The sequence below is a fragment of the Halobacteriovorax sp. CON-3 genome, assembly GCF_043196995.1.
GTDB lineage: Bacteria > Bdellovibrionota > Bacteriovoracia > Bacteriovoracales > Bacteriovoracaceae > Halobacteriovorax_A.
This window is the reverse complement of record NZ_JBEBNA010000002.1, coordinates 143,322-155,796: the sequence shown is the minus strand read 5'-3', so window position 1 is coordinate 155,796 and position 12,475 is coordinate 143,322. Positions and strand designations below refer to the sequence as shown.

General features: G+C 38.0%; 10 protein-coding genes. 5 read left to right on the top strand and 5 right to left on the bottom strand.

What is annotated here, in order from left to right:
- Positions 1-26 precede the first annotated feature (26 nt).
- Together ABMA72_RS11345 and ABMA72_RS11340 are read right to left on the bottom strand one after the other, a co-directional pair.
- Complete coding sequence (locus tag ABMA72_RS11345) at positions 27-1,172, bottom strand: trypsin-like serine peptidase (RefSeq protein WP_392858301.1); 1,146 nt, start codon at positions 1,170-1,172, stop codon at positions 27-29.
- Positions 1,173-1,363: 191 nt separating this feature from the next.
- Entirely contained in the window at positions 1,364-2,293 is a 930-nt protein-coding gene (locus tag ABMA72_RS11340) for a hydrogen peroxide-inducible genes activator (protein WP_393057187.1), read from the bottom strand.
- A 66-nt stretch (positions 2,294-2,359) separates the two neighbouring features.
- Between ABMA72_RS11340 and ABMA72_RS11335 the strand changes: the two genes are divergently transcribed.
- The 5 genes from ABMA72_RS11335 (at position 2,360) to ABMA72_RS11315 (ending at position 8,693) form a co-directional block, all read left to right on the top strand.
- Entirely contained in the window at positions 2,360-3,769 is a 1,410-nt protein-coding gene (locus tag ABMA72_RS11335; RefSeq protein ID WP_392858296.1) for a sodium:solute symporter, read from the top strand.
- Positions 3,770-3,830: 61 nt separating this feature from the next.
- On the top strand, positions 3,831-6,164 hold the full coding sequence (locus ABMA72_RS11330) for an NADP-dependent malic enzyme (RefSeq protein WP_392858293.1): 2,334 nt from the start codon (positions 3,831-3,833) through the stop codon (positions 6,162-6,164).
- A gap of 16 nt (positions 6,165-6,180) precedes the next feature.
- A complete protein-coding gene (locus ABMA72_RS11325; protein WP_392858290.1) occupies positions 6,181-6,567 on the top strand; it encodes a Rid family detoxifying hydrolase in 387 nt (128 codons plus the stop codon).
- Positions 6,568-6,580: 13 nt separating this feature from the next.
- Positions 6,581-7,219, top strand: coding sequence for a YdcF family protein (locus ABMA72_RS11320; protein ID WP_392858287.1), 639 nt, complete (start codon positions 6,581-6,583; stop codon positions 7,217-7,219).
- Positions 7,220-7,238: 19 nt separating this feature from the next.
- Entirely contained in the window at positions 7,239-8,693 is a 1,455-nt protein-coding gene (locus tag ABMA72_RS11315) for a leucyl aminopeptidase family protein (RefSeq protein WP_392858285.1), read from the top strand.
- 44 nt (positions 8,694-8,737) lie between these two features.
- Here the strand turns inward: ABMA72_RS11315 and ABMA72_RS11310 are convergent, their stop codons facing one another.
- Genes ABMA72_RS11310 through ABMA72_RS11300 form a run of 3 tightly spaced genes read right to left on the bottom strand, consistent with a single transcriptional unit; the run spans position 8,738 to position 12,376 of the window.
- On the bottom strand, positions 8,738-10,924 hold the full coding sequence (locus ABMA72_RS11310) for a RelA/SpoT family protein (RefSeq protein ID WP_392858282.1): 2,187 nt from the start codon (positions 10,922-10,924) through the stop codon (positions 8,738-8,740).
- Complete coding sequence (gene gmk / locus ABMA72_RS11305) at positions 10,924-11,490, bottom strand: guanylate kinase (protein ID WP_392858280.1); 567 nt, start codon at positions 11,488-11,490, stop codon at positions 10,924-10,926. The genes ABMA72_RS11310 and gmk overlap by 1 nt, the downstream gene beginning before the upstream one ends.
- Before the next feature lie 4 nt (positions 11,491-11,494).
- Entirely contained in the window at positions 11,495-12,376 is an 882-nt protein-coding gene (locus ABMA72_RS11300) for a YicC/YloC family endoribonuclease (protein ID WP_393057185.1), read from the bottom strand.
- Between the last annotated feature and the right edge of the window lie 99 nt (positions 12,377-12,475).

Below are 12,475 nucleotides of genomic sequence, written 5' to 3'. Positions count from 1 at the left end.
AGGCCTCCGATTGGAGGCCCTGTTATTTATTTTTTAAATTGAACTTTGTATTTTGCCTTGGCCCCTTTATAACCAAATACCTTGATATAGTACGTATTAGAAGAATTCACTCTTAATCTCACGGCCTCATTGTCACTTGAAGATTCTTTACGAGATACAACTTTGTAACTTGATCCCATTTTCTTTAAAACTTCAAAGTCTAGATCACCTTCGCTGTGAGAGAAGAAGATTCTAAAGTCTAAAACTTCACCAGCCTTCATTTCGGCCTTGTAGAAATCAACATCATCTTCACTATCGATTTCAACATTCTGAGAAAATCCTTCGCCTAAATCTGTTGCTGTTTCGGCAGTATTATTGTCAGAACTTGGCTTATCAGTTGAATCACTATCATCTTGATCTTGCGCTAATACACTTGGGAAGTTTTCTAAGATGAATGGAACAATTCGACTCATTGAAACTGCACCATTATAAACTCCGCGTCCTCCCCATCCGCCGTAGCCAGCGTGGTGGATAGCATATACCTTATCAGAGTCTGCATTGAATACTGGTGAACCAGATGATCCTCCTAAAGTATCAGCATCGTATAAAACATCTCCTCTAAGCCCTACAACCTTCCCTTCAGAAACTTTTTTCGTCCAGTCACAGTTGTAGTCAGTATAGTAATCACAATTTTGGTGGATAACATAAACGCTATCTCCCTCTACTGGCTCTGTTGTATCTAAAACAACTTTACCGTAAGTCTGACCAGGAGTGCCCTCACACTTTACAAGTGCAAAGTCTAATTCCTCATCATTACCGATGAACTCGTCACATGTGATCTCACCTTGGTTTGACTTTGAAACACCTTTTTCATGTTTCATAAAAACTTTCATTCCCACAACATCAGCTGCACTTGTGATACAGTGATGATTTGTCATTAGAACGTTATCTGAGATTAAAAAACCAGTACAACGGCCAGTGTTTGAAAATTGAATGTCAGCTACCGCTTTTGAATTCTTTCTAACATCTGAAGAGTCATCAAAGGCTATAACTTCTTGCCAGTTAACATCACCAACAATGATTGAGCCTGTTGCTACATCTGTATTCGTTGAAGCTGGAACACCTTTTCCACATGAAACTGTTAAGAATGTGGAAACAACTACTAATAAAAACATGGAACTTCTTACTGACATTACCCTCTCCTCCAATCTTCCTTATGGAATCTTTCAAGCTCTTTTGTGAACTTGTTGATTGAGTAATTTATAGAAAAATAAACATGATATAAGAACCGAGGTGTCTTTTTTATAGGCCCATAATGCCTAAAGTTAAGCAAATGTAAGAAATGAATTAAAAATTACAGCAAACAGCGGTGCTAAAATGTCACTTAATCAATAGGAATTATTGAAACATCGGCATTTTTATAACTTTTAAGCTCTTTTGGGATTACCTTGAGGATCATACTTTCCAGCGCATCAATAACCTTCTCTTTGTAGAAGATTCGGCCGTAAACTATTGAAACTTCACGAGTTGGCACCGGAGGTGAAAATGAGCGAATCATTTTCTTTCGAACACCTGTTAAATCAAGCATATCGAGGTGAGGAATAATCGTATATCCACTATCCTTGGCCACAAGGTTCTTAATTGTTTCCAGAGATCCACTCTCAAAGTGTTGAAAGCCTTTAACTTTCTGACAAAGGTTTAAAACCTGGCCACGTAGACAATGGCCTTCTTGAAGAAGCCAAAGTCCGTCTTTGTCTAGGTCAGAATAATCTAATTGGCTCTTGTGATAGAGTTCGTGATCTTTTGCAATGAAACCATAGAGTGGTTCATAAAATAGAACTCTTTCAACGAGCTGATTATTATGAAGTGGAGTGACAAGAAGACCTGCATCTAATTCGTCACGATCTAGTTTTTCAATAATTTCATCAGTCGTTCTCTCTTCAATAATAAGATCAACTTTTGGAAATTCTTTTACGAAGCGGCTTAGAAAAAGTGGAACGAGATACGGTGCTAAGGTTGGAATGACTCCAAGCTTGAACTCCCCTTCAATACCGACGATTGGATCGCTTGCAATATCTTTTAATTTTTTAAATTCTTTATTAACTACTCTTGCTTGCGCAATGAAAGTTTCACCTTCAATTGTTGGAACGATTGGATTCTTAGAGCGATCAAATATAACAAAACCCAAACTATCTTCTAGTTTCTGTATTTGCATACTCAATGTTGGTTGAGAAACATGACACTCTTCAGATGCCTTTCTGAAGTGACGATGTTTATCGACTGCTAATACATATTCCAGTTGAGTTATTGTCATAACAAGAGTTCCTGAAGGTTGATTTATAATTTCTATACTATATCATACTTCATAATCGGAGACTATATGAACAACAGCATTGATTTATTTCAAAGTCTATCATCTTTAGACTTATTTATATTTTTTGCCATCTTAGGCTTAACTATTGCCAGTGTAATTTATGGCCAATATCGCATGAATAAATCCACAGAAAAAGAGTCATTTCTCGATCTTCTAATCATGGGAAGAAGGCTTACACTACCTCTTTTTGTCGCGACACTTGTTGCAACTTGGTACGGTGGAATCTTTGGAGTAACTGAGATTGCCTTCAACCAGGGGATTTACAACTTCATCACTCAAGGTGTTTTCTGGTACATCGCCTATATTATTTTTGCTTTCTTTCTCATTGATAAAATTGAGCCTTATCACGCAGTTACTCTACCAGATCTAGTTGAAAAAATGTTTGGGCCACGCTCAGCAAAACTCACTGCAGTTTTTAACTTCTTCAATGTTCTCCCAATTGCTTACGGAATTAGTTTAGGTATTTTTCTGCAATTAATTTTTGGAGGCTCACTATTACTTAACACAAGTCTTGGTGTTGGATTCGTTGTTCTCTACTCAATGTGGGGCGGACTGAGATCAGTTGTATTCTCCGATCTCATTCAATTCTTTGTGATGTGCCTTGCAGTTGCATTAGTTCTAGGATTCTCTTTCTTTGAATTTGGTGGCATCTCTTATTTAAAAGCAAACCTACCTGAGTCCTACTGGTCTTTGACAGGTAAGAACTCATTAGCAACGACTTTTGTCTGGGGCTTTATTGCCCTATCAACTCTAGTTGATCCAAACTTTTATCAACGCTGTTTTTCGGCCACAAGCGGTGAAGTTTCAAAGAAAGGTATTTTAATCTCAACTTTCATCTGGTTTTGTTTTGATATCTGTACGACGTTTGGAGCGATGTATGCAAAAGCCGCGATACCAGATGCCCAGAGCGCGCATGCTTACCTAACATATGCAATTCAAATCCTGCCTCATGGACTGAAGGGATTTTTATTAGCTGGGATTCTTGCCACAATCTTATCAACGCTCGACTCATACCTATTTATCGCAGGAACAAACTTGGCCTATGACCTTGCACCTAAGAAATACAAAGGTCGTATTTGGATTCATCACTTCGGGGTTATTTTTGTTGCCGTTTTAACTGTGATTATGTCTGAATACTTCCAGGGTAATATAAAATCTGTTTGGAAGACTCTTGGATCATTTTCTGCATCATGTCTATTGCTGCCAGTCGTCTATGGTTACCTCTTTCCGAAACGAATTAGTGATAACCAGTTTGTGACGGCCTGTTTGGTGGGTGTTGTCTCAACGGCCACGTGGCGTCATATTTCAAAAGCTGGCTTCTACGCCAATATCGACGAGCTCTATATTGGTATTATTGCAACAAGTCTAACTCTGTTCATTTATCACCTAATTAGGGATAAAAAACTAGTCGGATAAGGGGCAACAAGTGTATCCTTTGTACTTAATTTCGTAGGATTTTAAGTTCAAAGGATTACATATGACTGATAATAAAAAAGTCACGGACAAATCGAGCGCGGATGCTCAAAAAATTGAAAAAGCACTAAATTACCACTCAATGGGACGCCCTGGAAAAATCGAAGTTGTTGCAACAAAACCATGTTTAACAGCATCTGATTTAACAAAAGCATACTCTCCAGGTGTTGCTCACCCATGTCTAGAAATTGCAAAGAACCCAGATGATGTTTACAAGTACACTGCAAAAGGAAATCTTGTTGCGGTTGTTTCAAACGGTTCAGCTGTTCTTGGTCTTGGAAATATCGGAGCCGCTGCTGGTAAGCCAGTAATGGAAGGTAAAGGGATTCTTTTCAAGCGCTTCGCCGATATCGATGTTTTTGATATTGAAGTTGAAGAATCAACTGTTGATGGAATGGTTAATGTTGTTAAGGCACTTGAGCCAACTTTTGGTGGTATCAACCTTGAAGATATTAAAGCACCAGAGTGTTTTGAAATCGAAAAACAACTAATCGAAAAAATGGATATTCCAGTTTTCCACGATGACCAACACGGTACTGCAATTATTGCAGCAGCAGGTTTCATCAATGCTCTAGAGTTATCTAAAAAGAAAATTGATAAAGTAAAAGTAGTATTCTCTGGTGCAGGTGCCGCTTCAATGGCATGTGCTAAGCTTTTCTTCCACCTTGGAGTAAAGCCAGAAAACTTAATTATGACAGATTCTCGCGGTGTTATTTATAAAGGCCGTGAAGATGGAATGAACAAATACAAGGAAGAGTTTGCAAACGAAACAGATGCAAGAACTCTTGGTGATGCAATGGTTGATGCTGATGTATTTATCGGTTGTTCAGCTAAAGGTGTTTTAACAAAAGACATGGTTAAGACGATGGCAAAAAGCCCTATCATCTTTGCTATGGCAAACCCTGATCCAGAAATTCTTCCAAGTGAAGTTGAAGAAGTTCGTGATGATGCAATTATGGCAACAGGACGCTCAGACTTCCCTAACCAAGTTAATAACGTTCTAGGCTTCCCTTCAATCTTTAGAGGAGCACTTGATGTTCGCGCACGTAAGATTAATGAAGAGATGAAGCTTGCTGCAGTTTACGCTCTTGCTGAACTTGCAAAAGAAGAAGTTCCTGACGAAGTAAAACTTGCTTACCAAGGTGAAGACTTCAAATACGGAAAGAATTATATTATTCCAAAACCATTTGATACACGAGTTCTTGTGAGACTTGCTCCAGCTGTTGCTAAAGCGGCAATGGATACAGGTGTTGCCAGAATGAATATCGATGATCTTCAAGAATACTCAGAGCACTTAGCAAGTCGTTTATCGGCATCTGGTGCATTCATGAAAACTGTTCGTGACCGTCTAGCTTCACAAATTAAAGCGCGTGATGGGAAGAAAGTTAAAATGGTTTTTGCAGAAGGTGTTAACACAAGAATTCTTCATGTTGCTAAAACACTTGCAGAAGGTGATACAATTCAACCGATCCTACTTGGACACCCAGATGATATCAGAGCAAAAATCAAGTCTCTAAACTTAGAAGATGTTTTAGACGATAGCATTGAAATTATTCGTCCACGTAAGGCACCAAACTTCAAAGAATTCTACACTGAATACTGTGAAATGAAGCAAAGAGAAGGTGTTTCTCTTAATGCGGCCGAAGACTTAATGATCCAAGAGAACTTCTATGGTTCAATGATGGTTAAGAAAGGACTAGCAGACGCTTTTATTGCTGGACCAACTCTAAACTACAGTGACTGTCTAAAGCCAGCACTAAGTGTAATTGGAGCTCAAGCAGGTAAAAAGGCAGCAGGTGTTTTCATCCTAGTATTTAAAGACCGTGTTCTATTCCTAGCTGATACTACAGTACAACCAGATCCTTCAGCAGAAGATCTTGTTGAAATTGCTAAATCAACTCAGCATCTTTACAAGTCACTAATGAGAAGAGAGCCAAGAATTGCTTTCCTAAGCTACTCAAACTTTGGGGATTCAAAACTTCCTGGTGCAAAGAAGATGAAAACGGCAACAAAGCTAGCTAAAGAAAAATACCCTGAGCTTAAGATCGAAGGTGAAATGCAAGCAGATGTTGCGGTAAACGCAAATATTATGGATCACCTATTTGACTTTAGTGAGCTTGGTGGTTCTGCAGATATTCTTATCTTCCCTGAACTTAACTCGGCAAATATCTCTTACAAGCTACTTGCTCAACTGAGTGAAGCTTCTGCTATTGGGCCAATTCTTGCTCCAATGAATCAGACAGTTAATATCATTCAAAGAACGGCTTCAATTAAAGAGATCGTTGACTCTTGTCGCTTAACGGCCCTTAGATCACTAGAAGAGCCAAAGCACGACTAATAGGAAGGATTATTATATGAGCTTTAAAAAGAATATTATTGCAACAGATAAGGCACCAAGCGCAGTAGGAACATACTCTCAAGGTGTTGAATATAACGGAACTTACTTCTTTTCTGGTCAAATTGGAATTGATCCTGCGACTAGCGAATTACAAGAAGGATTTGTTCCTCAACTAAACCAAATCATGAAGAATATTGATGGGCTTCTCGAGTCACAAAACCTAACTCGTGAGCATATCATCAAAACTTCAATCTTTGTTACTGACCTTGCTAACTTTGGTGAGGTTAATGCTGCTTATGAAGCTTACTTTACAGCTCCATACCCAGCAAGAAGCTGTGTTCAAGTTCCAGCACTTCCTAAGGGAGCTGTGGTAGAAATTGAAGTTATCGCAGCGAAAGGATAGATAATACTGTTTTATGTTTGATAAGAAGTATGTATTTGAAACAAAACAAACAAGATCTTGGAGAAAGGCCCTCGAGCTTTTCTCCAAGTTTGTTATTTTCATCCTAGGCTACTCACTTCTTTCTTACACCCTCATCCTCTACTCTCAAAATGAAAATGTTAAAACTAAAGAAACTTTCTATAAGAAACGACCAGATATTATCGTCGTCTTCACCGGAGACAGAGGCCGCATTCAAGAAGCAATTCGCTTAGCAAAAGAGTACAATCAAGAGAATATTCTCATTTCAGGAGTTCATACAAAAAATAATGTAAGTACTCTTATTCAAAGTCATCAAATCACTGATGAGATCAACCATGATTTTCTCGACATTGATTATAATGCGAAAAATACATATGAAAACGTATTAGAAACACTACAAGCTCTTCGTAAAAAGAGTAATATTGACTCAGTATTGATTGTGTCACACGACTACCATATTCTTCGAATCAAATCGATTATCGAATATCGTCGTCGCGAGAACGATCACTACAAGTTCTATTTCTGGGGAGTTAAGTCACCACTAAACTCTTTCAGAAGTCTTAAAATTATCTATAAAGAAGTATTTAAATACTTCAGAACACTTACTTACTTGGCCTTGGCCAGTGAAGATTAAAATTTAAATAGGAGGAATAATGAATATCGTTCCATCAATTATGGCAACTAAGAAAAGTGGCCCAAAAACACTTCGTTCAACAGTAACGAGAATTTACTTACTAACAGCTAGCGCATTAGAAGAAAGTAATATCACTCATTCTGAGCATATCCCTGAGTGGATCATTGGTAGAATTGGAGAAGAGAAAGAAGTTAGTATCCTTGGTAGTGAAGGACCTATTATCTTCAAGGTTATTGAAGAAGTTAAAGCTGAAGAGCAACATTATAACCTGATCGCAGATAGTAACTATTCACTTGCAAGAGAGGCACTAGGATCTCTTGTTGGTCAGATCACAAAAGAAAGATCAAAGAAAGTAGAAGTTAATTTCTATGGACTTGATCAAGAAATGATTACTGGTGCAATCGTAGGATTAGAACTTGCCCTTTACCGTTTTAAAGAAGAGTTAAACTTTGGTGCAATCTCTTTCTTTAATGACGGAAAGAAAGTAACGAAGTCAACGGTAGACTCTGCTCTATCAATGGCACAATCAATTAATACAGCAAGGCACTTAGTTAACCTTCCTGCAAATATGCTAAACCCTGTAACTTATGCAAATGCTGTTAAGAAGTACTTTGCAAAATCAACAACAATGAAGGTTACTGTTTACGATGAGAAGAAGCTTGCCAAAGAAAATTGTGGGCTAATTCTAAGCGTTGGACAAGCGTCTGCAACTCCTCCAAGAATTGTTCACCTTAAATACAGACCTGCTGGAGCAAAAGGGAAACCTACTGCTATTGTTGGTAAAGGGATCACATTTGACTGTGGTGGACTAAATGTTAAAAGTGGCGCAGGTATGGGCGTAATGAAAAAAGATATGGGTGGTTCAGCAACTGTTATGGGCTTTGCGACTTGGCTTGAGAAATCAGGTGTAAAGAAGAAAGTTGACCTCTACCTAGCACTTGCAGAAAACTCAATTAACGAGCTTGCTTCTCGTCCTGGAGATATCTACACTTCTCGCAATGGCCTAAAGGTTGAAATTGGTAATACTGATGCAGAAGGAAGACTAGCTCTTGCGGATGCTATGGATATTGCAATCACTCAAAAAGAGAAACCTGAAGTTCTAATTGATTTTGCAACACTAACAGGTGCCGCAAAAGTTTCTATGGGTGATTTTGTTACAAGTATGTTTGCAAACGATGACGAGCTTGCTGACAAGCTTCTAAAGGCCTCTCAAAAGAATGGTGACCTTTCTTGGCGTATGCCTTTATATAGACCTTACTACAAAGGTTTCAAATCGAATTTTGCTGATATGAATAATATGTCTAAGGTAAAAGGTGGATCAATTGGTGCAGCTCTTTTCCTAGAGAAATTCATTGGTGACACTAAGTGGGCACACTTTGATATCTTTGGTTGGACAAGTGGATTTAGACCATCACTTGCTCAAGAAGGTGGTTCTGGTCAAGGTGTTGAAACTTTAATTGGATACTTTAAGTAAGAAATAAAAAAGCAGGTCTTAGGACCTGCTTTTCTTTTAATATGCTAACCTCTAGTAACAGAGATCACGGAGTCTAGTGCTTCAAGTCCAGAAATCGTCTTAAGAAGTTCCGAATAATCCTTAACTTCAATTTCAAAAATTAAGCTACCCTTTCTATCTTGCGTTGACTTCGCCATCGCTGAGCGAATATTAACACCAAGATTTCCAATCTCTTTAGAGATCATTGAAAGAATACCTGGACGATCATGAGTAAGAACTCTGATATTTACTGGATGCTTGAATGTAAAATTCTCATTCCATTCAACGGCAATCTGTCTTCCAACATCACCTACATCGTAGCGAGTACAGTCTGAACGATGAATTGTAATTCCACGTCCACGAGTAATATAACCAATAATCGGATCACCTGGAATTGGATTACAGCAACGGGCCATACGAACCATTAAGTCATCCATCCCATCAACGATTACAGCATTATCTTTATGGGCACGTTTCTTAGCCGTGCGAGAAATCGTTGAAGTAAGAGAGGAAATTTCTTTCTTCTTTGCATCATCAACTTTTTCATCTCTTAGGCCAGGAATACATTCGATAACCTTATCGACATGAAGTTTCCCAGCACCTACGTTATTGTAGATTTCACTATATGTTTTTACATTAGTTAGATTCTCTTTCGCATAATCAAGCTCATTACGCTTTAAAACTGCTTTTAAAGTCGTACCAAGAACCTTAAATGCCTTATCAAGAGTTTCCTTACCAACTTCAATATTGCGCTCTCTTTCGGCCTTAAGAAGCCATGACTTAATCTTGGCCTTTGCCTTAGAAGACTTAACAATATTAAGCCAATCTTTATTTGGTGTTTGAGTTTTAGAAGTTAGAATCTCAATTGTATCACCTGAGCGAAGAACGTACTTTAATGGTACCATTCTGCCATTTACTTTCGCACCAACACAACGATGTCCAATATCTGTGTGAACTCGATAGGCAAAGTCTAGCGGTGTTGAGTTATCTTGAAGTTCAAAAACATCTCCATTAGGAGTGAAAACAAAAACACCACCAACGTCTAAATCATTCTTAACATGAGACATGAATTCAGAACTATTATCAGTATCTTTATTGTACTCAAGAAGCTCTTGGACCCAATCGAGTTTTGTCTTACCAGAAGACATCCCTTCTTTATACTTCCAGTGGGCTGCAATCCCTCGTTCAGCAACTTCATGCATCTCTTGGGTACGAATCTGAATTTCAATTCTTTCTGCCTTAGGTCCAACAACAGTCGTGTGAAGAGACTGATAATTGTTAACCTTTGGAATCGCAATATAGTCTTTAAAACGGCCAGGAATTGGCGTGAATGCCGAGTGGATTACACCAAGGGCCTTATAACATTCAGTAATATTATTAACGATGATTCTAAACGCTAGGATATCGTGGATTTGTTCAAAATCAACACCACGTGAAACCATCTTCTTATAAATTGAATAAAAGTGTTTTGAACGCCCAGTAATGTCGGCCTTAACAGAGTATTCAAAAAGCTTTTCAGTTACCACCCCAATCGTGTCTCCAATATAGATTTCACGATCACTCTTTTTCATCGCAACTTTTTCGGCCAAGCGATAGTAAACATCAGGGTGTAAGTAGCGAAGACAAATATCTTCGAGTTCAATTTTAACTGAGTTGATACCTAGTCTCGATGCTAGAGGAACATAGATATCAAGTGTTTCTTCCGCAATACGCTTTTGTTTTTCTTCGCGTACATACTGAAGAGTTTTCATATTGTGCATACGATCTGCAAGCTTAACAATAATAACTCGCAAGTCTTGCGCCATCGCAACAACCATCTTACGGAAGTTCTCCGCTTGTGATTGTTCCTTAGACTTAAATTTCATTTTAGAAATCTTAGTTAGTCCAACAACAATTTGAGCAATCTCAGTCGTAAATTCTTTTTCAATTTCCTCAGGAGTGACACTACAATCTTCCACAACATCGTGAAGAAGACCTGCAATAATCGTATCGAGATCCATATGAAGCTTTACAAGAGTTGCAGCAACATTCAGCGGGTGAATGATATACTTCTCTCCAGAGCTTCGCATCTGGCCCTCATGGGACTTTTCTGCAAAGAGATAAGCTTTTCTTAAAAGAGTGAAATCCGCGTCTGGATAATAAGTTTCGACACGTCGACAAAGTTCATCAATATTTAATTCGCGCTCATGGGCGAAATCGAGTTGCTGGTACATTACTTTCTTAAGATTCCTTCAAAAATATCTTTTAATTCAATATATGCCGTCTCAAGGTCATCATTAACCACAAGATAATCGTAATCATTCTTTCTTAGTAATTCGCGTTTTGCATTATCAAGACGAATATTTAAACTTTCATCTGTCTCTGTACCGCGGCCACGAAGCCTTTGCTCTAATGCTTCAACACTAGGTGGTGCAATAAAGATCACACGTGCTCGATCACCAAAGTATTCCTTAAATGAGTCAGTACCCTGAACATCAAGATCGAAAAGTAGATTATGCCCTTTGGCAATTTCACTCTCCACGAACTCTTTTGATGTACCGTAATAATTTCCGTGAACTTGTGCCCACTCTAAGAATGCATCTTGCTCTTTCATAGCAAGAAACTTTTCTTCCGTAATAAAGTTATAGTGCTGTCCATTTTCTTCACCTTCACGTGCCTTACGTGTTGTAAAAGAAACAGATTCCAAAAGATCGTGGAATTCATTTTTAATTCTCTTAATCAGAGTTGATTTCCCTGATCCAGATGGTGCAACAATAACTATAATTTTACCTTCACTCATAATACTACTCGAGGTTTAAACCTTGCTCTCGAATCTTTTCTAACTGAACCTTCATTTGAACAACGGCTTCAGAGATCTCTTGAAGAGTTGACTTCGATCCCGTTGTATTCGTTTCACGGTTAAGTTCTTGAATAAGAAAATCTATTTGACGGCCAACTTCTCCACCTTTTGTAAGGAGATCATTAAGTTTAGAAAGGTGAGCATTAATACGATTAATTTCTTCGTGAATATCCATCTTTTCTAAATAGAAGATTACCTCTTGCATAAAGCGAGGTTCATCTATTGGCATCGCCGTTTTATATTCATCAAATCGCTTCTCAAGCCTTTCCTTTACGGCCGCTTGGAATTCATCCGACTTATCATTTACAATATTAAAAAACTCTTCATAAGATTGCTGATGCTTTTTAATAACATCGACCATTTTCTGACCTTCAACCTTACGAGACTCTTTTAAATTTTCAATGGCACCCTTAAGGGCATCAATTGCAAATTTATTCATCTCATCAATTGAAGACTCATCGACTTCTTTCATAAATTCATTACGTAAAAAATCAGTTGGCTTAATATCAAGTTGAACATCATTCTTATCGGCCAGATGCTTCATCGAGCTGATAAAAGCGTTCACTTTTTCAGTATCAATATCATCAAAACGTGATTTCGTTTCTAGGCGTTTATAACTAACATTTATATCAAAGCTTCCGCGTTTGAAATTTTGTGAAATAAGATTTCTCATTTCAAGTTCAACACTATTGAATAGTGAAGACATTTTAAATCGAATATCTTTAAAACGATGATTTACAGTCTTGATCTCAACTGTAACTTGAAGGCTTTCACTACCTGCTTCGGCCTTACCAAAGCCAGTCATTGAATAAATATTTTTGGCCATTTCCTCTCCCAATGAATGACTTTTTTAACTCAAATACACAGCGATATCAACCGCTAGAAGTAATAATATTCGATATTTATTATACTTCCTTAACTATTG

What these genes read in the sequence shown, in the direction of transcription:
- gmk (WP_392858280.1), bottom strand. Translation starts at nt 11,490, where the DNA reads ATGAGTGAAGGTAAAATTATAGTTATTGTTGCACCATCTGGATCAGGG.
- ABMA72_RS11335 (WP_392858296.1), top strand. Translation starts at nt 2,360, where the DNA reads ATGAACAACAGCATTGATTTATTTCAAAGTCTATCATCTTTAGACTTA.
- ABMA72_RS11330 (WP_392858293.1), top strand. Translation starts at nt 3,831, where the DNA reads ATGACTGATAATAAAAAAGTCACGGACAAATCGAGCGCGGATGCTCAA.
- ABMA72_RS11340 (WP_393057187.1), bottom strand. Translation starts at nt 2,293, where the DNA reads ATGACAATAACTCAACTGGAATATGTATTAGCAGTCGATAAACATCGT.
- ABMA72_RS11310 (WP_392858282.1), bottom strand. Translation starts at nt 10,924, where the DNA reads ATGTACCAGCAACTCGATTTCGCCCATGAGCGCGAATTAAATATTGAT.
- ABMA72_RS11300 (WP_393057185.1), bottom strand. Translation starts at nt 12,376, where the DNA reads ATGGCCAAAAATATTTATTCAATGACTGGCTTTGGTAAGGCCGAAGCA.
- ABMA72_RS11345 (WP_392858301.1), bottom strand. Translation starts at nt 1,172, where the DNA reads ATGTCAGTAAGAAGTTCCATGTTTTTATTAGTAGTTGTTTCCACATTC.
- ABMA72_RS11315 (WP_392858285.1), top strand. Translation starts at nt 7,239, where the DNA reads ATGAATATCGTTCCATCAATTATGGCAACTAAGAAAAGTGGCCCAAAA.
- ABMA72_RS11320 (WP_392858287.1), top strand. Translation starts at nt 6,581, where the DNA reads ATGTTTGATAAGAAGTATGTATTTGAAACAAAACAAACAAGATCTTGG.
- ABMA72_RS11325 (WP_392858290.1), top strand. Translation starts at nt 6,181, where the DNA reads ATGAGCTTTAAAAAGAATATTATTGCAACAGATAAGGCACCAAGCGCA.